This is a genomic window from Streptomyces sp. NPDC047706, from assembly GCF_043204795.1.
GTDB lineage: Bacteria > Actinomycetota > Actinomycetes > Streptomycetales > Streptomycetaceae > Streptomyces.
The window spans coordinates 45,338-70,526 of record NZ_JBIDCW010000019.1; the positions used below are offsets into that span (position 1 = coordinate 45,338).

The 25,189-nt window shown below is 72.1% G+C and carries 18 protein-coding genes and 2 pseudogenes; 14 read left to right on the top strand and 6 right to left on the bottom strand.

Annotated features, from left to right (window positions below):
• Nucleotides 1-35: 35 nt before the first annotated feature.
• Nucleotides 36-1,259 (bottom strand): cation:proton antiporter, encoded by a 1,224-nt coding sequence (locus tag ACGF8A_RS22480; protein ID WP_393110832.1) that lies wholly within the window; start codon nucleotides 1,257-1,259, stop codon nucleotides 36-38.
• Between the two features lie 3 nt (nucleotides 1,260-1,262).
• A complete protein-coding gene (locus ACGF8A_RS22485; protein ID WP_393110834.1) occupies nucleotides 1,263-1,748 on the bottom strand; it encodes a cation:proton antiporter regulatory subunit in 486 nt (161 codons plus the stop codon).
• A 154-nt stretch (nucleotides 1,749-1,902) separates the two neighbouring features.
• Between ACGF8A_RS22485 and ACGF8A_RS22490 the strand changes: the two are divergent.
• The 4 genes and pseudogenes from ACGF8A_RS22490 to ACGF8A_RS22505 form a co-directional block, all read left to right on the top strand.
• Nucleotides 1,903-2,329: pseudogene (locus tag ACGF8A_RS22490) on the top strand (sensor histidine kinase); the annotation flags it as partial.
• A gap of 288 nt (nucleotides 2,330-2,617) precedes the next feature.
• On the top strand, nucleotides 2,618-3,220 hold the full coding sequence (locus ACGF8A_RS22495; protein ID WP_393110836.1) for a DUF998 domain-containing protein: 603 nt from the start codon (nucleotides 2,618-2,620) through the stop codon (nucleotides 3,218-3,220).
• Nucleotides 3,221-3,373: 153 nt separating this feature from the next.
• Complete coding sequence (gene miaB / locus ACGF8A_RS22500; RefSeq protein WP_393110838.1) at nucleotides 3,374-4,903, top strand: tRNA (N6-isopentenyl adenosine(37)-C2)-methylthiotransferase MiaB; 1,530 nt, start codon at nucleotides 3,374-3,376, stop codon at nucleotides 4,901-4,903.
• A gap of 45 nt (nucleotides 4,904-4,948) precedes the next feature.
• Nucleotides 4,949-5,722: a class III extradiol dioxygenase subunit B-like domain-containing protein gene (locus ACGF8A_RS22505; protein WP_393110840.1), complete on the top strand. Its 774-nt coding sequence runs from the start codon at nucleotides 4,949-4,951 to the stop codon at nucleotides 5,720-5,722.
• Nucleotides 5,723-6,004: 282 nt separating this feature from the next.
• Here the strand turns inward: ACGF8A_RS22505 and ACGF8A_RS22510 are convergent, their stop codons facing one another.
• Entirely contained in the window at nucleotides 6,005-6,274 is a 270-nt protein-coding gene (locus ACGF8A_RS22510) for an antitoxin (RefSeq protein WP_393110842.1), read from the bottom strand.
• A 24-nt stretch (nucleotides 6,275-6,298) separates the two neighbouring features.
• Nucleotides 6,299-6,571 carry a hypothetical protein gene (locus ACGF8A_RS22515; RefSeq protein WP_393110844.1) on the bottom strand — a complete coding sequence of 91 codons (273 nt, stop codon included), beginning with the start codon at nucleotides 6,569-6,571 and terminating at the stop codon, nucleotides 6,299-6,301.
• Between the two features lie 217 nt (nucleotides 6,572-6,788).
• Between ACGF8A_RS22515 and miaA the strand changes: the two genes are divergently transcribed.
• The 6 genes from miaA to hflX all read left to right on the top strand — a co-directional run bounded on the left by miaA (nucleotide 6,789) and on the right by hflX (nucleotide 15,825).
• Nucleotides 6,789-7,727, top strand: coding sequence for a tRNA (adenosine(37)-N6)-dimethylallyltransferase MiaA (gene miaA, locus ACGF8A_RS22520; protein WP_393110846.1), 939 nt, complete (start codon nucleotides 6,789-6,791; stop codon nucleotides 7,725-7,727).
• A gap of 294 nt (nucleotides 7,728-8,021) precedes the next feature.
• Nucleotides 8,022-8,549 carry a hypothetical protein gene (locus tag ACGF8A_RS22525; RefSeq protein WP_393111006.1) on the top strand — a complete coding sequence of 176 codons (528 nt, stop codon included), beginning with the start codon at nucleotides 8,022-8,024 and terminating at the stop codon, nucleotides 8,547-8,549.
• A 181-nt stretch (nucleotides 8,550-8,730) separates the two neighbouring features.
• Complete coding sequence (dapF, locus tag ACGF8A_RS22530) at nucleotides 8,731-9,600, top strand: diaminopimelate epimerase (RefSeq protein WP_393110848.1); 870 nt, start codon at nucleotides 8,731-8,733, stop codon at nucleotides 9,598-9,600.
• A 312-nt stretch (nucleotides 9,601-9,912) separates the two neighbouring features.
• Nucleotides 9,913-12,243: a RelA/SpoT family protein gene (locus ACGF8A_RS22535; RefSeq protein WP_393110850.1), complete on the top strand. Its 2,331-nt coding sequence runs from the start codon at nucleotides 9,913-9,915 to the stop codon at nucleotides 12,241-12,243.
• Between the two features lie 316 nt (nucleotides 12,244-12,559).
• Nucleotides 12,560-14,146, top strand: a complete 1,587-nt coding sequence (locus ACGF8A_RS22540) for a M1 family metallopeptidase (RefSeq protein WP_393110852.1) — start codon at nucleotides 12,560-12,562, stop codon at nucleotides 14,144-14,146.
• Between the two features lie 185 nt (nucleotides 14,147-14,331).
• Nucleotides 14,332-15,825 (top strand): GTPase HflX, encoded by a 1,494-nt coding sequence (hflX, locus tag ACGF8A_RS22545; protein WP_393110854.1) that lies wholly within the window; start codon nucleotides 14,332-14,334, stop codon nucleotides 15,823-15,825.
• Nucleotides 15,826-15,922: 97 nt separating this feature from the next.
• Here the strand turns inward: hflX and ACGF8A_RS22550 are convergent.
• Nucleotides 15,923-16,254, bottom strand: a pseudogene (locus ACGF8A_RS22550) (hypothetical protein); the annotation flags it as partial.
• Nucleotides 16,255-16,356: 102 nt separating this feature from the next.
• Nucleotides 16,357-17,580 carry a trypsin-like serine peptidase gene (locus ACGF8A_RS22555; RefSeq protein WP_393110856.1) on the bottom strand — a complete coding sequence of 408 codons (1,224 nt, stop codon included), beginning with the start codon at nucleotides 17,578-17,580 and terminating at the stop codon, nucleotides 16,357-16,359.
• A gap of 711 nt (nucleotides 17,581-18,291) precedes the next feature.
• On the opposite strand from ACGF8A_RS22555, the gene ACGF8A_RS22560 reads away from it, so the two are divergent.
• From ACGF8A_RS22560 to ACGF8A_RS22575, 4 genes are all read left to right on the top strand, one after another.
• Entirely contained in the window at nucleotides 18,292-19,920 is a 1,629-nt protein-coding gene (locus ACGF8A_RS22560) for an aminotransferase class III-fold pyridoxal phosphate-dependent enzyme (protein WP_393110858.1), read from the top strand.
• 81 nt (nucleotides 19,921-20,001) lie between these two features.
• Nucleotides 20,002-21,930: an IucA/IucC family protein gene (locus tag ACGF8A_RS22565; protein ID WP_393110860.1), complete on the top strand. Its 1,929-nt coding sequence runs from the start codon at nucleotides 20,002-20,004 to the stop codon at nucleotides 21,928-21,930.
• Between the two features lie 65 nt (nucleotides 21,931-21,995).
• Nucleotides 21,996-22,793 carry a GNAT family N-acetyltransferase gene (locus ACGF8A_RS22570; protein ID WP_393110862.1) on the top strand — a complete coding sequence of 266 codons (798 nt, stop codon included), beginning with the start codon at nucleotides 21,996-21,998 and terminating at the stop codon, nucleotides 22,791-22,793.
• Between the two features lie 301 nt (nucleotides 22,794-23,094).
• Nucleotides 23,095-25,080, top strand: a complete 1,986-nt coding sequence (locus ACGF8A_RS22575; protein ID WP_393110864.1) for an ATP-dependent DNA helicase — start codon at nucleotides 23,095-23,097, stop codon at nucleotides 25,078-25,080.
• Nucleotides 25,081-25,189: the final 109 nt, after the last annotated feature.

The window sequence follows — 25,189 nt, forward strand, 5'->3', positions numbered from 1 at the left end:
CGCTGAAGGCTACGGCCGTCTGCCCGGCGCGCACCTCAGTCCCCGACCGGCGCCTCCGTCCGGGCGTCCTCCGTACGCCGCACCGGCCCGGACGGGCTCTTGGCGCGGCGGTTTGCCCAGCGCATCGCGAGGGGCTCGGTGTAGCGGGCCGTGAGGGGGCCGAGCATGACCAGGATCAGGACGTACGCGGTGGCCAGGGGGCCCAGCGACGGCTCGATGCCCGCCGTCACCGCGAGGCCCGCGATCACGATCGAGAACTCGCCGCGGGCCACCAGCGCGCCGCCCGCCCGCCAGCGGCCCTTGACGGAGATCCCGGCGCGCCGGGCCGCCCAGTAGCCGGTGGCGATCTTGGTGACGGTGGTGACGGCGGCCAGGGCGAGAGCGGGCAGCAGCACCGGCGGGATGCTCGCCGGGTCGGTGTGCAGGCCGAAGAAGACGAAGAACACCGCGGCGAACAGGTCACGCAACGGGCTGAGCAGGGTGTGCGCGCCCACCGCGACCTCCCCGGACAGCGCGATGCCCACCAGGAACGCGCCCACCGCCGCCGACACCTGGAGCTGCTGGGCGATGCCCGCGATCAGGATCGTCAGCCCCAGGACGACGAGCAGCAGCTTCTCCGGGTCGTCGCTGGAGACGAACCGCGAGATGACCCGGCCGTAGCGCACCGCCGCGAACAGGACCAGCCCTGCCACGCCCAGCGCGATCGCCAGCGTCACGCTGCCCGCAGCCAGTCCGACCCCGGCGAGCAGCGCGGTGATGATGGGCAGGTACACGGCCATCGCCAGGTCCTCCAGGACCAGCACGCTGAGGATGACCGGCGTCTCGCGATTGCCGATCCGGCCCAGCTCGCCGAGCACCTTGGCGATCACACCGGAGGACGAGATCCAGGTGACGCCCGCCAGGACCACGGCCGCCACCGGACCCCAGCCGAGGAGCAGCGCGGCCGCCGCGCCCGGCAGGGCGTTGAGCGCGAAGTCGACCAGACCCGCGGGGTAGTGGGACTTGAGGTTGGTGACGAGGTCGCTGGCCGTGTACTCCAGGCCGAGCATGAGCAGCAGCAGGATGACGCCGATCTCGGCGCCGATGGCGACGAACTCCTCGCTCGCACCGAGCGGCAGCAGCCCGCCCTCGCCGAAGGCCAGCCCGGCGAGCAGATAGAGCGGGATGGGGGAGAAACCCAGCCGGCCGGCCATCCGGCCGAGCAGGCCCAGGCCCAGGAGAATGGAACCGAACTCGATCAACAGAACCGCGGAGTGCACCGTTCACTCCTGCCCGAGTATCGCCGCGGCGGCGTCGACGCCCTCGCGGGTGCCGATGACGATCAGCGTGTCGCCGCCCGCGAGCCGGAAGTCCGGCGCGGGGGACGGTATCGCCCCGGCCCGTCGCAGCACGGCCACGACGGACGCGCCGGTCTCGGTCCGCAGCCGGGTGTCGCCGAGGACCCGCCCGTTCCAGCGGGAGGTCGCGCCCACCTCGATGCGCTCCGCCACCAGGCCGAGGTCCGTGGTCGAGAGCAGATTGTTGCTGTGGTGCGTGGGCTGGAGCGCGTCGATGAGCGTGGCGCTCTCGGCGGTGGTCAGGCGCAGCGACTGGGCGCAGGAGTCGGGGTCGTCGGTCCGGTAGACGTTGACCGTCCGGGTGCCGTCCCGGTGGGCCACCACCGACAGATGGCGGTTTTCCCGGGTGACGAGGTCGTACTGGACCCCGATGCCTGGCAGCGGTGTCGACCTCAGGCGTGGAGCGGACACGTTTCTTCCCCTTGCTCGTCGTTTCGCGGAGCGCCTTGGCCGGGGCCGGGAGGTCGTCCCGGCCCCCGGCCCCGGCCCCGCCATGCTGCCATCCGCCCGTACGGTGGCGACATGGGTGTCAGCACGGATGGACGCGGGCCGCGGTGAGCGGGAGATGCTGGACAGGGCTGTGCCTTCGGCCAGGACCGGGACAGAGGCCGGTAGAGGGGTATCGCCGTTCCGGCGGATCTTCCCCCTGAACGCCCTTGGTCTGCTCGTGGCCACCGCCCTGCTGCTCGGTCCGGTCACGGTGTCGACCCCGGTGCTGCCGGGCGAGGCGCTGGTCGTCGTCTGCGGACTCGCGGCACTGCTCGCGGTCGACGCGGCCGTCCTGCGCGTCGGCCTGGCGCCGCTGGCCCGTCCCGGCCGGGCCGTGGCCACCGCCGATCTGCTGCGACCGGGGGCCCGCGCCGAGGTCGCCGGGCCGGTGGACGGCGGCGCTCACCAGGACGTACAACACGATGCTGGACCGGCCGGAGTCGGAACGCGCCGCCAGTGCGGCCCGGGCGCTCTCCGACGCGCTTGAGCTGGAGCAGCGCCGCGGTGAGGGTCTGCCCGACCTCGTCGTGGATTTCGCGCGATCCGGTGGCGTTCCCGCTCCTGGGCGCCGAAGGAACTGCGTTGGCACTGCTTGTCGGGGCAGCGCTGACGCTGGGGCCAGGACCCGAGCCGGGCACGGACATACGGCTCCGGATGCCGACCGGCGGCGAGAGCCGGACCGGCCGGGGTGGACGCGCGAGGACACGGGGCGGTGATGCGGACGGCGGCCGGGGCGCGCGGCAGCCGCGTGTGTCCCGGGAAGCCACAGGTGGGCGTTCTACGGTGTGCGGATGCGAACGGTGCCCAGGTGGGCCTTGGTCTCGTCGGGATGCGCGCCTGTCCTGCTGATCTCGGGCTGGACGGTCGCGGCACGACTCGAAGGCCCCGCCTACGACCCCTTCACCCAGACGATCAGCGTCCTGGCTGCCTACGGGGCAGCGGGGTCCTGGGTGATGACCGGAGCCATGCTCGCCCTGGGCACCTGCCACCTGCTCACCGCCTGGGCACTGCGCGCTGCCGCGCCCGCCGGGCGGGTGGCGCTGGCCGCCGGTGGCGCGGCGGCGCTGCTGGTGGCACTGCTTCCGGCCCCGAGCAGCGGGGGTTCACTGCGCCACGGCTCCGTCGCCGCGGTCGCCTTCACGCTCCTCGCGGTGTGGCCGGTCCTGGCCGCCGGACGCGGCGGTGCCACACCCTGGGCACTGCGCCCGGGACCCTGCGCCGCGGCGACCGCCGCGATGTGCGCCGGGGCTGCCTGGTTCCTGATGGAGATGGGCCACCAGGGACCGGCAGGCGCCGTCGAGCGACTGGTGACGACGCTTCAGTCCGTGTGGCCTTTCGTGGTCGTCGTGTCATGCGTCCGCACCCCGCCCCCCGGGGACGGGCGTACGCCGTGAGGCCGGGACGACTCCAGGTCCCTTCGCCGGTGCAGCCTGGCCGGCATGCCGGGTGACCTGGGTTCCCGGACCGAGACGGGTCCCTGCCGGGATCGAGACGGGCCCCTGCCGGGGCCGAGACGGGCCCCTGCCGGGACCGCCTACCCTTGACGCATGACCAGCAGCAGCGACCGGAGCCCGGCAGTGGACGTCCAAGCACCCAAGAGCTACGAGATCCGCACCTACGGGTGCCAGATGAACGTCCACGACTCCGAGCGATTGGCCGGGCTGCTGGAGGACGCCGGCTACGTCCGCGCCCCGGAAGGGGCCGACGGCGAGGCGGACGTCGTCGTCTTCAACACCTGCGCGGTACGGGAGAACGCCGACAACCGCCTCTACGGCAACCTCGGTCACCTCGCGCCGAAGAAGGCCCGGCGGCCCGGCATGCAGATCGCGGTGGGCGGCTGCCTCGCACAGAAGGACCGCGACACCATCGTGAAGCGGGCGCCCTGGGTGGACGTCGTCTTCGGCACGCACAACATCGGCAAGCTGCCCGTCCTGCTGGAACGCGCGCGTGTGCAGGAAGAGGCCCAGGTCGAGATCGCCGAGTCGCTGGAGGCGTTCCCCTCGACGCTGCCGACGCGCCGCGAGAGCGCCTACGCGGCGTGGGTGTCGATCTCCGTCGGCTGCAACAACACCTGCACCTTCTGCATCGTCCCGGCGCTGCGCGGCAAGGAGAAGGACCGCCGCCCCGGCGACATCCTCGCCGAGGTCGACGCCCTGGTCGCCGAGGGCGTATCGGAGATCACCCTGCTCGGCCAGAACGTCAACGCCTACGGCAGCGACATCGGCGACCGCGAGGCCTTCAGCAAGCTGCTGCGCGCCTGCGGCACGATCGACGGCCTGGAGCGCGTCCGCTTCACCTCCCCCCATCCGCGGGACTTCACCGACGACGTCATCGCCGCCATGGCCGAGACGCCGAACGTGATGCCGCAGCTGCACATGCCGCTCCAGTCCGGCTCGGACCCGGTTCTGAAGGCGATGCGCCGCTCGTACCGCCAGGATCGCTACCTGGGCATCATCGAGAAGGTCCGCGCCGCCATCCCGCACGCCGCGATCACCACCGACATCATCGTGGGCTTCCCCGGCGAGACCGAGGAGGACTTCGAGCAGACCCTGCATGTGGTGCGCGAGGCCCGGTTCGCGCAGGCGTTCACGTTCCAGTACTCCAAGCGGCCCGGCACCCCGGCCGCCGAGATGGACGGGCAGATCCCCAAGGAGGTCGTCCAGGCCCGCTACGAGCGGCTGGTCGCTCTCCAGGAGGAGATCTCCTGGGACGAGAACACGAAGCAGGTCGGCCGCACCCTGGAGCTGATGGTCGCCGAGGGCGAGGGCCGCAAGGACGGCGCCACCCACCGCCTCTCCGGCCGCGCCCCCGACAACCGCCTGGTCCACTTCACCAAGCCGGATCAGGAGGTGCGCCCCGGGGACGTGGTCACGGTCGAGGTGACGTACGCCGCTCCGCACCACCTGCTCGCGGAGGGCCCCGTCCTCGCGGTCCGTCGCACGCGCGCGGGTGACGCCTGGGAGAAGCGCAACGCCGTGGCGGCCGCCAAGCCGGCGGGCGTGCTGCTCGGTCTGCCGAAGGTGGGCGTCCCGGAGCCCATGCCGGTGGCTTCGGGCAGCGGCTGCGGCTGCGACTGACACCGGGGCGCCGGCCGGGAGGGTTGCGGGGCTACGCTGCCGATCATGCTTGTCGCCGCCGCAGTCTGCCCGTGCCCACCGCTGCTCGTTCCCGAGGTCGCCGCGGGTGCCGCTCCCGAGCTGGACGCCGCCCGTGCCGCGTGTACGGATGCCCTCGGCGTGCTCTCCGCCGCCCGGCCGGACAGGCTGATCGTCGTCGGGCCCACCCGAGAGGGTGAGACCGGCGCGTACCCGCAGGGCACGCGCGGATCGTTCCGCGGCTTCGGCGTCGACGTGGGCGTACGCCTCGGCGGGGAGACGGCGGCGGAGGTGACGGAGGCGGCTGAGGTGCGGGGGCCGGCCGTCGCGTCCGGCACGTCCGACGCGGACGTGCGAGCGGCGTTGCCGCCGTCGCTCGCGGTCGCCGCGTGGCTGCTGGAGCGGACCGGCTGGGCGGGCGCGCCGATCGAGGGGCTCGCCGTGGGGGAACCTCTCGCGCCCGAGCGGTGTACCGAGCTCGGCAGGGACATCGCGGCCCGGGCCGAGCGGGTGGCGCTGCTGGTGATGGGAGACGCCAGCGCGTGCCGCTCGCTGAAGGCGCCGGGCTATGTCGACGAGCGCGCGGAGCCGTTCGACGCTGCCGCCGGCCGTGCGCTGGGTTCTGCCGACCTCGCGGCCCTGGAGGCGCTGGACGTGGAGCTCGCGCGGCAGCTGATGGTCTCGGGCCGTGCGCCGTGGCAGGTGCTCGCGGCCGCGGCCGCCGGCGCCGGTCTCGGCGCCGAGCTGCTGTACGAGGACGCGCCGTACGGGGTCGGGTACGTGGTGGCGTCCTGGTCGTAGAGCGGGGACGGCAGCGCGGGGGCGACGGCAGCAGGGGGCGTGCGGGGAACGCTGGTCGTGCCGCGGTCGGCGGGCAAGGGCCGGAGGCGGGGCCGGGTGTCGGGCGACGGCCGGTAACCGTCTGGGCAGCGGTGCCGGCGACGCCACCGGTAACGGGCGACGGCGGACGAGTGGCCGCCGACGGCGGACGGCCGGGAGCGTCGTGCTCCGCGGCCGCCCGTCGTGCCGTATGTCCTGGTCCCCCTTGCCGGCGGGGCCGGAGTCAGCTGTGCTGTCGCCTGTTCAGGAGGTCGGCGGCGGGCCGCTCGGCGGCGTGGTGGTGCCGCCTCGCGCGCCCCCGTCGTGCTTGTGCGCGAGCCGGTCCATGGCGCCCTTGGCCTTGTCGGTGCCCGTATGGATCTTGTCGCTGTACTTGCCCTTGGTCCGCTCGTCGACGGCCTTCGCGGCCTTGTCGATGCCGTGCTGGATCTTGCCCCCGTGCTGATGCGCGAGGTCGGAGACCTTGCCCTTGGCCGGGCCCAGCTTGGCCTTCAGATTGTCGAAAAGACCCATGGGTTCACCTTCCCTCGCGGGCTGTCACGTCCGGGCGCTCTCGTCGGCCTCGCTGTCGGCCGCCTTGTCGGGCGACTGCTGCTGCGGGATCTCCACTGCCTCCGAAGCCTCACCCTTGTCACCCTTTGTCGCCGCGGCCGGCTCCGTCGCGGCGACGGCACCGGTCTCGCCGGAGCCCTTGGCTTCCGCAGCCCCTTCCGCCGCGGACCCGGCCGACGGCTGGTCGGCACGCGCCTCGGCGGTCGACGTCTCCTCCGTGGTCTTCGACCTGCGGAAAAGTCGCGCAAAAACGCCCATATCAACTCCATACGTTACTCGCGCGGGCGAAATCCCGCGTCGCCATCGGGGTCCCCTGCCCGGGCGACGCCGAGGAGGCCGGGAAGCGTCCGTGTATCGCCCGGGTCGCCGCCTCCGTGAACCGGCGGCGTGAACCCCGCAACGGGCAACGACTCCGGGTTGCCCCCGTCACGTAACTCGTTCGAGGGCGGGGTGGGAGGTTTGCGAGACTGTTGCGGTGAGCAGCGCACTTCCCGCCCCCCGAGTCATCGCCGTCGTCGGACCGACAGCGGCCGGAAAGTCCGATCTGGGTGTTCACCTGGCCCAGCAGCTCGGTGGGGAGGTCGTCAACGCCGACTCCATGCAGCTCTACCAGGGGATGGACATCGGCACCGCCAAGCTGACGCCCGAGGAGCGCGGCGGCATCCCGCATCACCTCCTGGACATCTGGGACGTCACGGTCACGGCCTCCGTCGCCGAGTACCAGCGGCTCGCCCGGGAGCGCATCGACGCCCTGCTCGCCGACGGGCGCTGGCCGGTCCTCGTCGGCGGGTCCGGCCTGTACGTGCGTGGCGCCGTCGACAATCTGGAGTTCCCCGGCACCGACCCCGAGGTCAGGGCCCGGCTGGAGGAGGAGCTCGCCCTTCGCGGGCCCGGCGCGCTGCACGCACGCCTCGCCGTCGCCGACCCCGAAGCGGGGCGGGCGATCCTGCCCAGCAACGGCCGCCGTATCGTTCGGGCGCTGGAAGTGATCGAGATCACCGGGATGCCTTTCACGGCCAACCTCCCGGGTCACGACTCGGTGTACGACACCGTGCAGATCGGCGTCGATGTGGCGCGTCCCGAGCTGGACGAGCGCATCGCGCTCCGGGTCGACCGTATGTGGGAGACCGGGCTCGTCGAGGAAGTGCGCGCACTGGAGGCGCGGGGGTTGCGCCAGGGGCGTACCGCGTCGCGCGCGCTCGGCTACCAGCAGGTGCTCGCGGCACTGGCCGGTGAGTGCACGATGGAGGAGGCCCGGGCCGAGACCGTCCGGGCCACCAAACGCTTCGCGCGCCGTCAGGATTCATGGTTCAGGCGCGACCCGCGGGTGCATTGGCTCAGTGGGGCCGCGTCGGAGCGCGGGGAACTTCCGCGGCGTGCCCTGGCGTTGCTCGAACGACCGGTTACAGCCTGATCACGTGATGGCATCGGGACGCTCCGGCCGTCATCCGGGCCTCCGGCGCCGTGCCATCATCGAGCTTCGATCGACCAAGTGGAGTCCTAGTTGGGAGGGCGCGTGGCGATGGAGGCCGGCCCTCGCAACACGGCACCAGGCACCGAGTACACCGCCACCGGGAGCGGTGCGCCGGAGCGGGGCGTCGACGGTCGTCCGGACGCCGGGGTGGACGGGCCGGGCGCGGCCGGAGGAACCCGTCCCGGTACCGACGGTGCGGGTCCCGCCGGCGACGGTGCCGGTCTCGGCGCCGACGTGGACGGGCGTGTCAGCCCCGACGGTGAAGGTCCCTCCCGGCCCGATGGTGAAGGTCCCGCGAGCCCCGAGAGTGAGGCTCCGCTCAGCCTCGACGGGGAGGGCCCTCTCGGCGTCGACGGGCTCGACGAGGCGCCGGACGGTGTGACCGACGACGGTCCCGAGCCGGACGAGATGTTTCTGAGCGGGCCCGAGGTCGAGGTCGAGCTGCGTCCGCAGCGCCGGCTGCGCCTGTGGCAGCTCGCGCCGATCGTGGGCCTGGCCGCGGTGGGCTCCCTGATGTTCGCGTTCCCGCTCGCCTTCGATTTCGGCGACTCGGGGGCCGTGATCGCCATGCTGGGGCTGCTGATCTGCTCCTGCTCTGCCGGCTGGGGCATGATGGCGGCCCGCAGGGTCGGCCACACCTGGCCGGGGCTGCCGCAGCGCGGTTCGGGGCGGCGGCCGGACTGGCGGGTGGTGCTCGCGTACATGGTCGTGGTCGCCGCGGTGGTGGTGCTGGCCGTGTGGCGGGTGGCCCGGCTGCGCTGAGCCTGGGCTCGGCGGGCGGGCCGGTCACCGCCGGGGGGCCCCGTGTTTCCGCGAGCGGCTCGGCGTGCGGTTCGCTCAGCGCCGGGGATGGGCCCGTGTCTTTGCGGGGTCGGCCCTCAGTCACCGGCACCCGACGCCACGTGCGCGACGCAGTGTCGTAGGCACCCCGTACGATCGAGGAATGAGCACGCGGATCGCCTTCCTCAAGGGGCACGGCACCGAGAACGACTTCGTGATCGTCCCGGACCCCGAGAACGTCATCGACCTGTCCCCCGCCGCCGTCGCAGCCCTGTGCGACCGCCGGGCGGGCATCGGCGGTGACGGTGTGCTGCATGTCGTGAGGTCCGCCGCGCACCCCGAGGCCAAGGAGATGGCGGCCGAGGCGGAGTGGTTCATGGACTACCGCAACGGTGACGGCTCGATCGCGGAGATGTGCGGCAACGGCGTGCGGGTCTTCGCGCGCTACCTCCAGCGCGCCGGACACGTCGCCGAAGGCGACGTCGCCGTAGCCACGCGCGGGGGCGTGAAGACCGTGCACCTCGCCAAGGACGGTGACGTCACCGTCGGCATGGGCACGGCGCGGCTGCCCGAGGGAGACGTCACGGTGAGCGTCGGAGAGCGCAGCTGGCCCGCGCGGAACGTGAACATGGGCAACCCGCACGCCGTGGCGTTCGTGGACGACCTCACGGACGCCGGCGACCTGTACTCCCCACCGCCGTTCAGCCCGGCCGCCGCCTACCCGGACGGGGTCAACGTCGAGTTCGTCGTCGACCGCGGCCCCCGGCACGTCGCCATGCGTGTGCATGAGCGTGGCTCCGGCGAGACCCGCTCCTGCGGCACGGGCGCGTGCGCCGTCGCCGTGGCCACCGCCCGCCGTGACGGCGCCGACCCGGCTGTCACCGGCACTCCGGCGACGTACACCGTGGATGTCCCGGGTGGACGCCTGGTCATCACCGAACGCCCGGACGGCGAGGTCGAGATGACCGGGCCGGCGGTGATCGTGGCGGAGGGCGAGATCGACGCGGAGTGGCTCACGGGGTCAGCCGGCTGACGGAGCGTCCGTTTTCAGGCGGGAGACGGCGGGCCGCCCGCGATTCGCTGCTGCCCCTCGGAGGACAACGGCGGGATCCACCGCTCGGGCGTTCGACACCCGTCCCCCCAGTTCATGCCGTGCCCGGCCATAAACATCCAAACCGTCGCTCGAATGGGTGATCCGTTTCACGCTGGGCGAGAGGCGGTCAAGTGCGCGCGGCCGGCTCGATAGCATCAAGCACCGGCCCGGACGGGGGAGATGTCCGCCAGCCCCTGAGCCGTGTCCGCCATGGGGCACCCCGTTCGCCGGTCCACGCAGCCGGAGGTGCCCATGAGTGCGGAGGCCACGAACCCTGCGAGCCCAGGCCCTGTAGCGGGCCCGATGCCAGGCCCCGCGCCCTCGTCGGCGCCGCGCAGAAGGTCGCTTGCACGGCTCGACCTGCGCCGTCTGGGACGCGCCGCCCTCCTCGGGCCCGCCACCCGCGACCGGCTGCCCGACGCCATCGGCCACGTCGTCGAGGCACATCGTGCCCACCACCCCGACGCCGACCTCGAACCCCTGCGCCGCGCCTACGTCCTGGCGGAGTCCTCGCACCGCGGCCAGATGCGCAAGAGCGGCGAGCCGTACATCACCCATCCGCTCGCCGTCACCCTCATCCTCGCCGAACTCGGTGCCGAGACCACCACTTTGACGGCATCCCTGCTCCACGACACCGTCGAGGACACCGACGTGACGCTCGATCAGGTGCGCGACCAGTTCGGTGAGGAGGTCCGCTACCTCGTCGACGGCGTCACGAAACTCGAGAAGGTCGACTACGGCGCCGCCGCCGAGCCCGAGACCTTCCGCAAGATGCTCGTCGCCACCGGCAGCGACGTCCGCGTGATGTCGATCAAACTGGCCGACCGGCTGCACAACATGCGCACCCTCGGCGTGATGCGCCCCGAGAAACAGGCCCGCATCGCCAAGGTCACCCGGGACGTCCTCATCCCCCTCGCCGAACGGCTCGGTGTCCAGGCCCTGAAGACCGAACTAGAGGATCTGGTCTTCGCGATCCTCCACCCCGAGGAGTACGAGCACACACGCGCGTTGATCGCCGAGAACGCGGCCCGCTCCGACGATCCGCTCGCCGAGATCGCCGCCGAGATGCGCACCGTACTGAACGAGGCCGACATCGCCTCCGAGGTCCTCATCCGCCCCCGGCACTTCGTCTCCCTGCACCGCGTGTCGCGCAAGCGCGGCCGGCTGCGCGGCTGTGACTTCGGGCGGCTGCTGGTGCTCGTGAACGAGGACGCCGACTGCTACGGCGTCCTGGGCGAACTGCACACGTGTATGAAGCCCGTCGTCTCGGAGTTCAAGGACTTCATCGCGGTACCGAAGTTCAACCTGTACCAGTCCCTGCACACCGCCCTCGCGCGCGTGGACGGCCAGGTCGCCGAGGTGCTCATCCGTACCCACCAGATGCACAAGGTGGCGGAGGCGGGCGTCATCGCGCTGGGCAACCCCTATGCTCCGCCCGCCTCCTCCGAGGACCTCGCCGACGGCGAGCGCGCGGACCCCACCCGTCCCGGCTGGCTCTCCCGCCTCCTCGAATGGCAGCAGGCCGCGCCCGACCCCGACACCTTCTGGTCCACCCTGCGTGAGGACCTCGCCCAGGACCGTGAGATCACCGTCTTCCGTCCCGACGGCGGCACCCTCGGCCTGCCCGAGGGGGCGTCCTGCGTGGACGCCGCTTACGCGCAGTACGGCGAGGACGCGCACGCGTGCATCGGCGCCCGCGTCAACGGCCGCCTGGCGACGCTGAGCACGGTCCTGCGGGACGGGGACACCGTTCAGCTCCTCATGGGCCAGGACCCGGCCTCCGAGCCCTCCCGGGAGTGGCTGGAACACGCCCACACACCTGCCGCCCGCATCGCCATCCAGCGCCGGCTGGCGGCGCACCCGGCGCCGGCGGAGACCGCGGGAGCGGGGGTGGCGCAGCCGAGCGGCACTGGCCCGGCGGGGGGCGCGGGCCCGCGTCCCACGCCGGTCACGGACCTTCCGGGCGGCCCCGCCTCTCGTCCCACCCCGGCCGACGGCCGACCCGACGCCCCTCGTCCCACTTCCGGTACTGCTGCCACCTCCGCCACTGCTGCCGCCTCCGCCACTGCCGCTGCCACGGCGGTTTCGGCAGCCACGTCAGCCTCCGGAACCCCGGGAGCGTTCACTGCCCCCGAAGCGGTGGCCGTCGACCGTCCCGGCGCGAGCGTCCGGCTCGCCCGCTGCTGCACGCCCGTACCGCCCGACGAGGTCACCGGCTTCGCCGTGCGCGGGGGAGTCGTGACCGTGCACCGTGCCGAGTGTGCGGCGGTGGCGCGGATGAAGAGCACGGGGCGCGCGGAGGTGGGCGTGCGCTGGGGAGAGACCACGGGGTGCCGGGTCACGCTGGTCGCTGAATCGTTCGGCCGCCCGCACCTCCTGGCCGACCTGACCGAGGCGATCGCCCTGGAAGGCGCCGAGATCGTCTCGGCCACCGTCGAACCCCCCACGCAGCAGCGCGTACGTCACACCTACACCCTCCAGCTGATCGACGCCGCCCACCTGCCCACCCTGATGCGCGCGATGCGGAACGTGGCCGGGGTGTACGACGTCAGACGGGCGCAGCACCACGTTGCGGCGTGGTGAGGCAGCGCAGCCCGACCACAGCCGTCGGCGGAGCCGTCGAACGCACCGGATGGACGAAGTCCGCCACGCACTGCCGGGAACGAGCCGCGGCCACCGCCACCGGTCCGCGCTCGGAGCGCGGCGTCGACGTGGCCGCCGTCCCCGCCCCCGACGCCCGCATCCGGGCGGCGCGCACGGTCAGTACCCACGCGCGCAACCTCACGCCACACCCACCCCACCGGCGGACCGCGCACGTCGCCCCCCCCGGCGCCCCCGTTCGGGTGCGCCCGGCGCGCGCCGTCGTCGTACGGGACGCGCGCGCTGATAGCCGTAGCCCATGCTGCTCACCCCTCGCGACAGGGCTCCCAGGCCCGCCACCGACGGCGCCCGAGCCCGCACCGGCGCCCCCAGGACCCATCGTCGGCTGAAGGCAGCCCTGGCCGCCTCCGCCGCCTCCGTCTGTCTCGTCGCCGCGGGCGCCTCGCCCACCCCACTGGGTGTCGGCGACCGCCTCTTCCCGTACCTCGGAAACCCGGGGTACGACGTGGCCGCGTACGACCTCTCCTTCACCTATTCCGGCAGCAACGACAAACCGCTCCAGGCCGTGACCACCATCGACGCCCGGACGACCGCCCCGCTGTCACGCGTCAACCTCGACTTCGCCCGCGGCAAGGTCTCCTCCGTGGAGGTCGACGGTGAGCCGGCGTCGTTCGCCGCCGCCGGCGAGGACCTGGTGATCACGCCGGACGAGGCGTTGCCCGAGGGGCGGTGGACGCGCATCACCGTGCGGCACACCAGCGATCCCATGCCCACGGGCGGGCGGGAAGGAGGCTGGCTCCGCACCGCCGACGGCCTCGCCATGGCCAATCAGGCCGACGCCGCCCACCTCGTCTTCCCGTGCAACGACCATCCCTCCGACAAGGCCCGCTTCACCTTCCGCGTCACCGCCCCGGAGGGTTACACGGCCGTCGCCAACGGTCTCCAGGCCGACGTGCGGCGTTCCGGCGGCGCGACCAGCTGGACGTACCGCACCCAGCACCCCATGGCCACCGAACTGGCACAGGTCTCGATCGGCCGCTCCACGGTGCTACGCCGCACCGGCCCGCACGGGCTGCCCCTGAGGGACGTCGTGCCGACCCGGCACAGGACCGCGCTGGAGCCGTGGCTCGCCAAGACGCCCGAGCAGATCTCCTGGATGGAGGGCAAGGTCGGACGGTATCCCCTGGAGACGTACGGTCTGCTCGTCGCGGACGCCTCCACCGGGTTCGAACTGGAGACGCAGACACTGTCCCTCTTCGAGAAGGGCCTCTTCACCGACCCGGCCTTCCCCGAGTGGTACGTCGACTCGATCATGGTCCATGAGCTCGCCCACCAGTGGTTCGGCGACAGCGTCAGCCCCCGCACCTGGTCCGACCTGTGGCTCAACGAGGGGCATGCGACCTGGTACGAGGCGCTGTACGCGGAGGAGAAGTCGAACCGGTCCCTGGAGGCGAGGATGCGCGCCGCGTACGCTGCCTCCGACCGCTGGCGCGCCGCCGGTGGCCCACCCGCCGCACCCAAGGTGCCCGAGCCCGGCAGCCGCCTGGGCATCTTCCGGCCGAACGTCTACGACGGCGCCGCCCTGGTGCTGTACGCCCTCCGCCAGGAGATCGGGCGCCCGGCCTTCGAGGGCCTGCAACGGGCCTGGGTGAGTCGCCACAAGGACGGCACCGCGACCACCGCCGACTTCGTGTCGCTGGCCGCCCAGATGTCGGGACGGGACCTGAACGGCTTCTTCCAGGCGTGGCTCCACGGCGAGAAGACGCCGCCGATGCCGGGCCACCCGGACTGGAAGCCGGTCGCGGCCGACCAGTCGCCGGGGCAGCCGACCTCGCCCAAGGTCGCAGCGCCCAGGAAAGCGGCGGCGGAACAGCACGGGGAATAACACGGTGACGAGACGGGGCGTTGCGTGCGACCATTTCCAGGTCGGCGGAACGGGTGACGGGAATCTCCCGGGACACTCGGGCGTTGAGCAGGGTGACGGACCAGCTACGCACCGAGGTCCGGGAAGCCCTGCCGACGCTGCGCCCCGTCGCCGGACAACGGAATCCCCAACGACGTAAGGACCCAATGACCTCCTCTTCTTCCCCTTCCCAGGACACCAAGCGCCTCGCGCACGACTTTCCCGAAGGTCTTCGGGCCGATGCCCTGATGGAAGAGGACGTCGCCTGGAGCCACGAGATCGACGGAGAGCGGGACGGCGACCAGTTCGACCGCTCCGAGCGCGCGGCTCTGCGCCGTGTCGCGGGCCTCTCCACCGAGCTCGAGGACGTCACCGAGGTCGAGTACCGCCAGCTCCGTCTGGAGCGGGTCGTCCTCGTCGGCGTCTGGACCTCGGGGACCGTGCAGGACGCGGACAACTCCCTCGCGGAGCTCGCCGCCCTCGCCGAGACCGCGGGCGCCCTCGTGCTCGACGGCGTGATCCAGCGCCGCGACAAGCCCGACGCGGCGACCTACATCGGTTCCGGCAAGGCCGAGGAACTGCGCGACATCGTGGTCGAGACCGGCGCGGACACCGTCATCTGCGACGGTGAACTCAGCCCCGGCCAGCTGATCCACCTCGAGGACGTCGTCAAGGTCAAGGTCATCGACCGTACGGCGCTGATCCTCGACATCTTCGCCCAGCACGCCAAGTCCCGGGAAGGCAAGGCGCAGGTCGCGCTCGCGCAGATGCAGTACATGCTGCCGAGGCTGCGAGGCTGGGGTCAGTCGCTGTCCCGTCAGATGGGTGGCGGCAAGGGCGGCGGCCTCGCGACCCGTGGTCCCGGTGAGACCAAGATCGAGACGGACCGGCGCCGGATCCGCGAGAAGATGGCGAAGATGCGCCGGGAGATCGCGGAGATGAAGACCGGCCGCGACATCAAGCGCCAGGAGCGCAAGCGCCACAAGGTGCCGTCGGTCGCGATCGCCGGCTACACCAACGCGGGCAAGTCCTCCCTGCTCAACCGCCTCACGGGCGCCGGTGTCCTGGTCGAGAACGCCCTGTTCGCGACGCTGGACCCGACCGTCCGGCGGGCCGAGACCCCGAGCGGCCGGCTGTACACGCTGGCCGACACGGTCGGTTTCGTCCGGCATCTGCCGCACCACCTGGTCGAGGCGTTCCGCTCCACGATGGAGGAGGTCGGCGAGTCCGACCTGATCCTGCACGTGGTGGACGGTTCGCACCCGAACCCGGAGGAGCAGCTGGCAGCCGTACGTGAGGTGATCCGTGACGTCGAGGCCACCGACGTGCCGGAGATCGTCGTGATCAACAAGGCGGACGCCGCGGACCCGCTGACGCTGCAGCGGCTGATGCGGATCGAGAAGCGCTCCATCGCCGTCTCGGCCCGCACAGGTCGAGGCATCGACGAGCTTCTCGCGCTCATCGACAACGAGCTGCCCCGCCCGTCGGTCGAGGTCGAGGCGCTCGTGCCCTACACCCACGGCAAGCTGGTCGCCCGTGCGCACGACGAGGGCGAGGTGCTCTCCGAGGAGCACACCCCGGAGGGCACCCTGCTCAAGGTCCGCGTCCACGAGGAACTGGCGGCGGAACTCGCGCCGTACCTTCCGGCGCCGGCCGCCTGACCGTCCCGGGACCGGAGCCCGGCACTCGGAGCCGTGAAGAAGGGCCCGCCCCCCTGTACGGCGGTTTCCAGGGGGCGGGCCCTTCTTCATCCGCGCGTCACTGACCGCCGTACGTCCTGCTCATGGTCTCGTACAGCGCCTGCGCGTCCTGCCCCCGCTGCGGTCCCGCCAGCCGGGTGCTGTCGGTGGGACCGATCGACGTGTTGGAGACCAGCTTGGTCTCACCGTCCACGCCCCAAGACCAGCCGCCACCCGACGAACCGCCCGTCATGGTGCAGCCGATCCGGTACATCGTCGGCAGCGCCGGGCTGAGCGAGAAACCCCCCGGCCGACGCACTTGAACATCCGCAGCTCGTTGTACGGCGGCCCCGCCGGGTATCTCCACGCCCCCATCTCGCCGGCCTCCGCTGCGGACGGTGCCGAGCAGTCCGCCGTCCGGACGAGGCTGGACCTGCGCAAGCCTGCGGGCGCGGGGCGGTGAGGTGGTGAAGGTTTCCGTCACGCCACCCCACCGCCGGCCCTACGGCACCGTCACCGGCCCGCGAACTTGCCGCTGACCGCCTCGAACACGCCCTTGGCCTCGTCGCCCAGCCGGGGCCCCGCCAGCCAGCCCGCAGTCACCGGCCCGATCGAGGTGTTGGACACCAGCGCGGGCTTGCCGTCCGCTCCCGTCGAGACCCAGCCGCCGCCGGACGACCCTCCGGTCATGGTGCAGCCGATCCGGTACATCGTCGGGTCCGACGCGTTGATCGACAGACGCCCCGGCTTGTCCTCGCACTGGTACAGCGTCTGTCCGTCGTACGGCGGCGCCGCCGGGTAGCCCGTCGCGGTCATGCTCTCCATTTCCGGCACGGCCGGAGCGGCGAAGTCGACCGGCAGTGCCGAGCCCACGATCTCCTCCAGGGACTTGCCCCCGCTGCCGTCCTCCGGCGTCACATGGAGCACGGCGAAGTCGTACGCGGCTCCGTCACCGCCTGTCGCGCTGCCCTGCTCGATCCACTGGTCCGAGGTCTGCACCCAATCGCCCCACCAGACCCCGTAGGGAGCGACCTCTTCCTTCGTGGCGCTTGGCAGTTCCGCGGCCGACAGACCCGCGTCGTTGTACGACGGCACGAACGCGATGTTGCGGTACCAGCCGCCGCTCTTGCCCGCGTGAACGCAGTGCCCCGCCGTCCACACCAGGTTCGACCTGCCCGGGTTGGCCGGGTCCTTCACGACCGTCCCCGAGCAGACCATCGTGCCCTCGGGGGAGTCGAAGAGCACCTTGCCGGCCTCGGGGACGTTGGCGTGGTACGACGCCGGCACGGCCTCCGCCTCCACCGGCTCGGGCGTCGGGTCGGTCACCCCCTGGTCGCCGGAGATGTCACCCTCGTCGACCGCCTGGTCCGGCTCCTGGGCCTCACGCATCCGGTCCGGGTCCCACAGGTCCTCGATGATCGGGTTGATGTAGTCCTCGGCCTCGCGCAGCCAGTCGTCCTTGTCCCAGTTCTTCCAGGCGCCGTTCCGCCAGTTGTCCAGGTCGATCCCGTGCTCTTTCAGCTGGTCCTTGATGTCGTCCGGGATCTGGAACTGGCCTTCGCCCTCCGCGCTCGTCGAGGCCGACGCCTTGGCGTCCGCCGCGGAGTTGCCCGACTCGCACGCGGTGGCGGTGAGCACCAGTGCGGAAGCCATCACCAGGGCAGCCGGTACGGAGGAGCTTCTGCGACGCGCGCGCCCCTCCCGGCGGGCGATGAAAGACTGCCGTATGGATCGCATGGTGTTACTCCCCCTGGTGGTGAAAGAACTCGGCGCCGCTGCCGCGATCCTGGCCGAACTCACCTGTGGGTTCAGGCCGATCTCACGGCTTTCCGGGAATGGCACCCCACACTATGCGCTCGCTGTGGGGGACTTCCGACGGAACGGCAACGGTTCCGTCACGGCAAGGATCTTGAAGCAACCCGTAACCCGGTGGCGGGACCGCGGTTGGTAGCGGTGGGGGCGGGGCCCGGGGCAGGTCGGGTGTGCCCGTGTACTGCCTGCGTTGCCTCGGGAGGTGTGCTGTCGGGAGTGATGGTTCGGGGGCACGGCGTGGGCGCGAACCCTGCAACTGGCGCCCCCGCGCGAGCGGGTGTGAGGGCGACTGCGGGTGTGCGGACGCAAGTAGGTACGCGGACTCGAGTGAGTGCGCGGGCACACGTAGGTACGCGGACGCGGGTAAGTACGCGGGCACCAGCGGGACCTACGAGCTCGTCCGGAACGGGTGAGCAGGTTACGGGTGAGCAGGTTGCTGAGCCGTGACGTATCGGTCTGCGAGGCCGAGGCCGCCGGGCAGTGGTACGGCCGACCGAACCTTGCTGTTCGCCCACTCGCCAAGTGCCGGCGCGAGCAGAGGAAGCAGGCGATCAGCGGCCGGACGAGGAGAGCGCGCGAACGACTCGTCGCCCCACGGCGGCGGGAGGTCGCTCCGGAGCGGGAGGACAGGAAGCCGTGGCAGTGACCGAAGGAAACCCGCGCCGTCAGCCGGCGCGCGAGTCGGCAGCACGGACCTACCCGCGCGCCCTGCCGATCGTGCCGGTGCGCGCCCGCGGCCTGACCGTCGAGGGCGCGGACGGCCGCCGCTACCTGGACTGTCTCTCGGGCGCGGGCACCCTCGCCCTCGGTCACAACCACCCCGTCGTACTCGAGGTGATCCGCAAGGTCCTCGACTCCGGCGCCCCCCTGAACGTGTTCGACCTGGCCACCCCCGTGGAGGACGCCTTCGTCACGGAGCTGATGCGTACCCTGCCACCCGGACTCGCCGCGCACGCGCGCGTCCAGTTCTGCGGCCCGTCGGCAACGGAAGCGGTCGAGACCGCCGTCGCCCTTGTGCGCGCCGCGACCGGACGTCCGGACATCGTCGCCTTCACGGGCACCGAGCACGGAATGCGGCCCGCCCCGTCGGTGCTCCCCGGTGAGTCCGGCGGATCTCCGAACACCCTTGTGCCGGCCCCGGCCGATCCCAGCTGCCCCTTCGGCACCGCCGACCCGGACGGCACCCGAGTGACAGCCGACTGGACCGGGACCGCCCTCTCGGCCTCGCCCACGGTGACCCGTCCCGCCGGAATACTCGTCGAGCCCGTCCACGGAGATTGCGGAGCGATCCCGGTGCCCGACGCCTGGCTGCGTGCGACGCGCCGGAACACCGCTGCCCACTCCATCCCTCTCATCATCGACGAGACCCAGTCGGGCGTCGGCAGGACCGGTGCCTTCTGGGCCGTCGAACACAGCGGAGTCCAGCCCGACGTGATGATCCTTTCCGAGGCCATCGGTGGCAGCCTCCCACTGGCCGCAGTGATCCACCACGCGGACCTGGCGCCACGCCGGCCCCTCGCCCCGTCCGGCCCGTTCCGCGGCAACCAACTCGCTCTCGCCGCGGGGACGGCAACCCTCGCCCACGTCCGCGAACAGGGCCTCGCCGCACGGGCAGCGGCCGTCGGCTCGCGGATGATGTCGGAACTTCGGTCCCTGACCGGGGAGTTCTCCTGCATCCGCGGTGTGCGCGGACGAGGACTGATGATCGGCGTCGAGCTGGCGGATGATACGGAAGTGGCGGCTGCGCGCGCCGTCCGCAAGCAGGCCGGTGCTCCGAGGCCCGGCCTCGCCGCCGCCGTCCAGCGGGAATGCCTCCGGCGGGGTCTGATCGTCGGCCTCGCCCAGCGCCAACCGACCGTCGTGCGCCTGCTCCCACCGCTCACCATCAGCGACGAGCAGGCCTCGGCGGTACTCGACCGCCTCGCCGACGCCCTGACAGCGGCGTGCCGAGCTCACCCCGAGGAGCGCGGCCGCCCCTCGGGCCGCTCGGAGCGCAGAACGTACGCCCCCCATCCCGACCGCACCGAGCACGGTGACGACGGCGGCCGCACCGACGACGCCGTCCGCGACGGCCGAACCGGCACCGGCCGCACGGACGACGCCGTCCGCGACGGCCGAACCGGCACCGGCCGCACCGGCCGCACGGACGACGCCGTCCGCGACGGCCGAACCGGCACCGGCCGCACCGGCCGCACCGGCCACGCCGGCCACCCCGACAACGCCCGCCAGGCCGACCGCGCCGGCCACACCGAGCGGCCGCGATAGCGGGAGCGCGGATGCAGCTCTGCCCCACATGACACGACGTGCGCAGTCGTCCGTGCCGGATCGACCACCCAAGGAACCGTCTTGATCACTTCCCCCACACCTGACGGCCGCTTCCGTAACCCCGCGCAAGGCGGCCGCGGGTCCGGAACCACATCCGTACACCCGACCGCGACGGTGCCCGCACAGCACAGCGGTCGCCGGCGGGCGGAGCGGCTCGACGGCACTGCCAGCGACCTCCTGGACCACCCCGACGCCCACGCCGCGGCGGAGGCAGCAGCCGTCGAGAACCTGTTGCGCTGCTGGGTACGCGAGACCAGCCTCCCCGCTCCCGGTCACGGCACCCTCCACATCCCGCTGCCTGCCAGCGGCACCGCTCTCCACGTCCCCGTGCACCACTGGTCGCGCACGGGATGGCACCGCTTCGGCCTGCCGCATCTGGCCGACGCTCCCGAAGAGGCCCCACCCCTCGACGCGGTCACCCTCGCCGCACTGCTCGCCCGGGAGACGCCCGCCTGTGATGTCCTGCCCGGGCCCGGCGCAGGCACCGACCTCGTCGCGCGCGTCGCCGACTCCGTCCGCCGTGTCGGCACCTTCATCGCCGCCCGCCGAGAGCCTCCCGCCGACGAACCGGACCTCTTCCTGACAGCCGAGCAGGCACTCCTCCTCGGACACCCTCTGCACCCGACCCCGAAGAGCCGCGAGGGCCTGACCGACGTCGAGGCGCGCCTGTGGTCGCCCGAGTTGCGCTGTTCCTTTCCCCTGCACTGGATGGCTGTCGCTCCCTGCGTACTCGCCACCGACTCCGCCTGGACCGAACGCGGCCGCGCCGTCCCCGCGGCGCGTCTGACCGCTCACCTGGCCGGAGCCGAACTGCCCCTGCCCGACGGCTGCGCCGCCCTTCCGCTGCACCCCTGGCAGATGCGCGAACTCCGCCACCGCAGCGATGTCGCCGCCCTGCTGGACGCCGGACTTCTTCACGACCTCGGCGCGCATGGTTCCTCCTGGCACCCCACCTCCTCCGTCCGAACCGTCTACAAGCCCCACGCTCCCGCCATGCTCAAGCTGTCGCTGGGACTGCACATCACCAACTCCCGTCGGGAGAACCTCCGCAAGGAACTGCACCGCGGCGTCGAGGCCCACCGCCTGCTGCGTACCGGGCTGGGCCAGCAATGGCAGTCCGCACACCCAGGCTTCGACATCGTCCGCGACCCGGCATGGCTCGCCGTCGACGGACCGGACGGCAGCCCTGTGCCCGGCCTCGACGTGGTGATCCGGCACAATCCGTTCACGCCCACGGACGACGTCGCCTGTGTCGCCGGCCTGACGGCGCCGCGTGCCCATCCCCAGCCGGCCCCGTCCGCCGGCGGCGCACGGCCCGAAACACTCGCGCAACGGTCCCGGCTGGCAGACATCGTCACGAAACTCGCCGCCAGGACCGGTCGCGCCCGTTCAGCCGTCGCCGCCGAGTGGTTCCTGCGCTACCTCGAACATGTCGTCCGTCCTGTGCTCTGGCTGGACGGCGAGGCCGGAGTCGCCCTGGAGGCACACCAGCAGAACACGCTGGTCCTGCTGGACGGCGACGGCTGGCCGGCCGGCGGCCGATACCGCGACAACCAGGGCTACTACTTCCGTGTGTCACGGCGCGCGGAGCTCGCGGCGCGACTCCCGGGCATCGGCGAGCGCAGCGACACCTTCGTGTCCGACGAAGTCATCGACGAGCGCTTCGCCTACTACCTGGCGATCAACAACGTGTTCGGCCTTGTCGGTGCGTTCGGCTCGCAGCACCTGGCCGACGAACGGCTGCTGCTCGCCGCCTTCCGCTGCTTCCTCGAACGCGCTGCCTCCGGTCCCGACCGGATGCGTAGCCCGCTCCCCGCCCGCCTCCTCGACTCGTCCGTTCTGCACTGCAAGGCCAACCTCCTGACCCGCCTGCATGGTCTAGACGAACTCATGGGACCGGTGGCCACCCAGTCCGTCTACGTCACCATCGCCAACCCCCTCCACTCCTGATCAACACCCACCCGACGCACCCATGAGGAAGACGCCCCGACACCGCCTTCCGAGAGGAGCTCCACATGCCTCCGACTGACGCGAGCGCCGACGCCGGTACCGCCCCCGCCACGGATACGAGTCACGGCCCGGGCGAGGCCGAGGCACCGCCCGAGGACACCGACGCCGAGGACACCCTGGACCTGCGTCTGCCCGGCGAGCTGCTCGCGTTCCTCGCCGGACAGGTGCCCGACGCGGACGGGTCCGAGCCTGCCGCGGCCACGCGGCTGAGAGCCGTTCCGCCCGTCCCCGAGGACCTGCTCGATCAGGTCTGCGGCTGGGGGCCGACCGACACACCCGCGGGCGTGTTCCAGCTCGTGCCCGTGCGCGTCGAGCGGGACCTGCCCCTCGTCGGCCGCTGGATGAACGACCCGGCCGTGGCCGCGTTCTGGAAGCTGGACGGCACCCAGGACCGGACCGAGGAGCATCTGAACGCCCAACTTGCCGGCGACGGGCGCAGCGTTCCCTGTCTCGGCGTGCTGGACGGCGCCCCGATGAGCTACTGGGAGATCTATCGGGCCGACCTCGACTCACTGGCCCGCTACTACCCCGCCCGGCCCCATGACACCGGCATCCACCTTCTCATCGGCGATGTCGCCAGACGTGGACAAGGGCTGGGCCGCACCCTGCTGAGATCCGTCGCGGACCTCGTCCTGGACAGACGGCCCGCCTGCGCGCGCGTCGTGGCGGAACCGGACATTCGTAACACTCCTTCCGTGGCCGCCTTCCTCGGCGCCGGATTCCGGTTCGCCGCCGAGGCCGAGCTGCCTGACAAACGGGCCGCCCTCATGGTGCGAGACCGGTCCCTGCGCCATTTGCTGTAGCGCTGTGCCACAGCGTCATCACTTCTGGTGCACCGGCCGGAGAGATGCGGTTCCCACTTGATTCACTCGACTTCGGCGCGAGGGCGCGGCAATCCGGCAAACCGATCGTCCGCCGCCCTGCTTCACACAAGTCCGATCCACACCGGGCCCCGCCCGGTCCCGTCTGGCCCCATGTCGCACCCGACCGCTCCGCAGCAGGCCCGACCTCAGCTCGTACCCCTTCACCCACCGATCTTTGCGGCCTCTCCGGCCCGACCGTGATCACCCGTTTGTCAGTGCCGCGCCGTAGGGTGGTCGAGCTATGACGAAGCCCTCACTTCCCGAACTCCTGCATGCCGCCATCACAGCCGTCGGTGGTACGGAGCGCCCCGGCCAGGTGACCATGGCCGAATCCGTCGCGGAGGCGATCGACGACGGTTCCCATCTTCTGGTGCAGGCCGGCACCGGAACCGGCAAGTCGCTGGGCTATCTGGTGCCCGCACTGGCCCACGGCGAGCGTGTCGTCGTAGCGACCGCCACGCTCGCGCTGCAGCGCCAGCTGGTGGAGCGGGACCTGCCGCGCACGGTCGAGGCGCTGCACCCGCTGCTGCGCCGCCGCCCGGAGTTCGCGATGCTGAAGGGCCGGTCGAACTACCTGTGTCTGCACCGCCTGCACGAGGGCGTTCCGCAGGACGAGGAGGAGGGTCTCTTCGATCAGTTCGAGGCGGCCGCACCCACCAGCAAGCTGGGCCAGGATCTGCTCCGGCTGCGGGACTGGTCGGACGAGACCGAGACCGGTGATCGTGACGACCTGACGCCGGGCGTGTCGGACCGTGCGTGGGCGCAGGTGTCGGTGTCGTCGCGGGAGTGCCTGGGCGCATCGAAGTGCGCGTACGGCGCCGAGTGCTTCGCGGAGATGGCGCGGGAGCGCGCCAAGCTCGCGGAGGTCGTCGTCACCAATCACGCCCTGCTGGCCATCGACGCCATCGAGGGTGCCCCGGTTCTTCCGCAGCACGAGGTGCTGATCGTGGACGAGGCGCACGAGCTGGTCTCGCGTGTCACCGGGGTCGCCACGGGCGAGCTGACCCCCGGCCAGGTCAACCGCGCCGTACGCCGCGCCGCGAAACTCGTCAACGAGAAGGCCGCCGACCAGCTCCAGACCGCAGCCGAGGGTTTCGAGCGGCTGATGGAGCTGGCCCTGCCCGGCCGGCTCGAAGAGATCCCGGAGGATCTCGGCTACGCGCTGGCGGCCCTGCGTGACGCCTGCCGCACGGTCATCTCCGCGATCGGCGCCACCCGGGACAAGTCCGTCCAGGACGAGGACGCGGTCCGCAAGCAGGCACTCGCCTCCGTGGAGACGGTGCACGACGTGGCGGAGCGCATCACGCACGGCTCGGAGTGGGACGTCGTCTGGTACGAGCGCCACGACCGCTTCGGCGCCTCTCTGCGCGTCGCCCCCATGTCGGTCTCGGGCCTGCTGCGGGAGAAGCTCTTCGCGGACCGCTCCGTGGTCCTCACTTCCGCGACCCTGAAGCTGGGTGGCGACTTCAACGGCGTCGGCGCCTCGCTGGGACTCGGCCCCGAAGGCACCGAGGGGGACGACTTCCCGCAATGGAGGGGTGTCGACGTCGGCTCGCCGTTCGACTACCCGAAGCAGGGCATCCTCTACGTGGCCAAGCACCTGTCCCGCCCCGCGCGGGACGGTGACCGCGCGGACATGCTGGACGAGCTGACGGAGCTGATCCAGGCGGCGGGCGGCCGCACCCTCGGACTGTTCTCCTCGATGCGGGGTGCCCAACTGGCCGCCGAGGCGCTGCGCACGCGTGTCCCCGAGTTTCCGATCCTCCTCCAGGGCGAGGAGACGCTGGGCGAACTGATCAAGAATTTCGCGGCCGACCCGAGGACCTGTCTGTTCGGCACCCTGTCTCTCTGGCAGGGCGTGGACGTACCCGGACCCAGCTGCCAGCTGGTCGTCATGGACAAGATCCCGTTCCCCAGGCCCGACGACCCGCTGATGAGCGCACGGCAGAAGGCGGTCGAGGACGCGGGCGGCAACGGCTTCATGGCGGTGGCCGCCACGCACGCCGCGCTGCTGATGGCGCAGGGCGCCGGTCGCCTCGTACGAGCCTCGGGGGACCGCGGGGTGGTCGCCGTACTCGACCAACGGCTGGCCACGGCCCGCTACGGGAGCTATCTCAAGGCGTCACTACCCGACTTCTGGTACACCACGGACCGTGACCAGGTGCGCAGGTCGCTGGCCGCCATCGATGCCGCTGCCCGGCAGACGGGGTCACAGCCGACCACGTAGTCCGCGGGCCCGGTGGACAGCGGGCCGGCCCGGCGTACAACGCCTGGAGCCGGCCCGTTCGCGAGGTCCCTCGGCGAGGGGCGAAGTGCTCGGCGTCGTGGGATCCGGC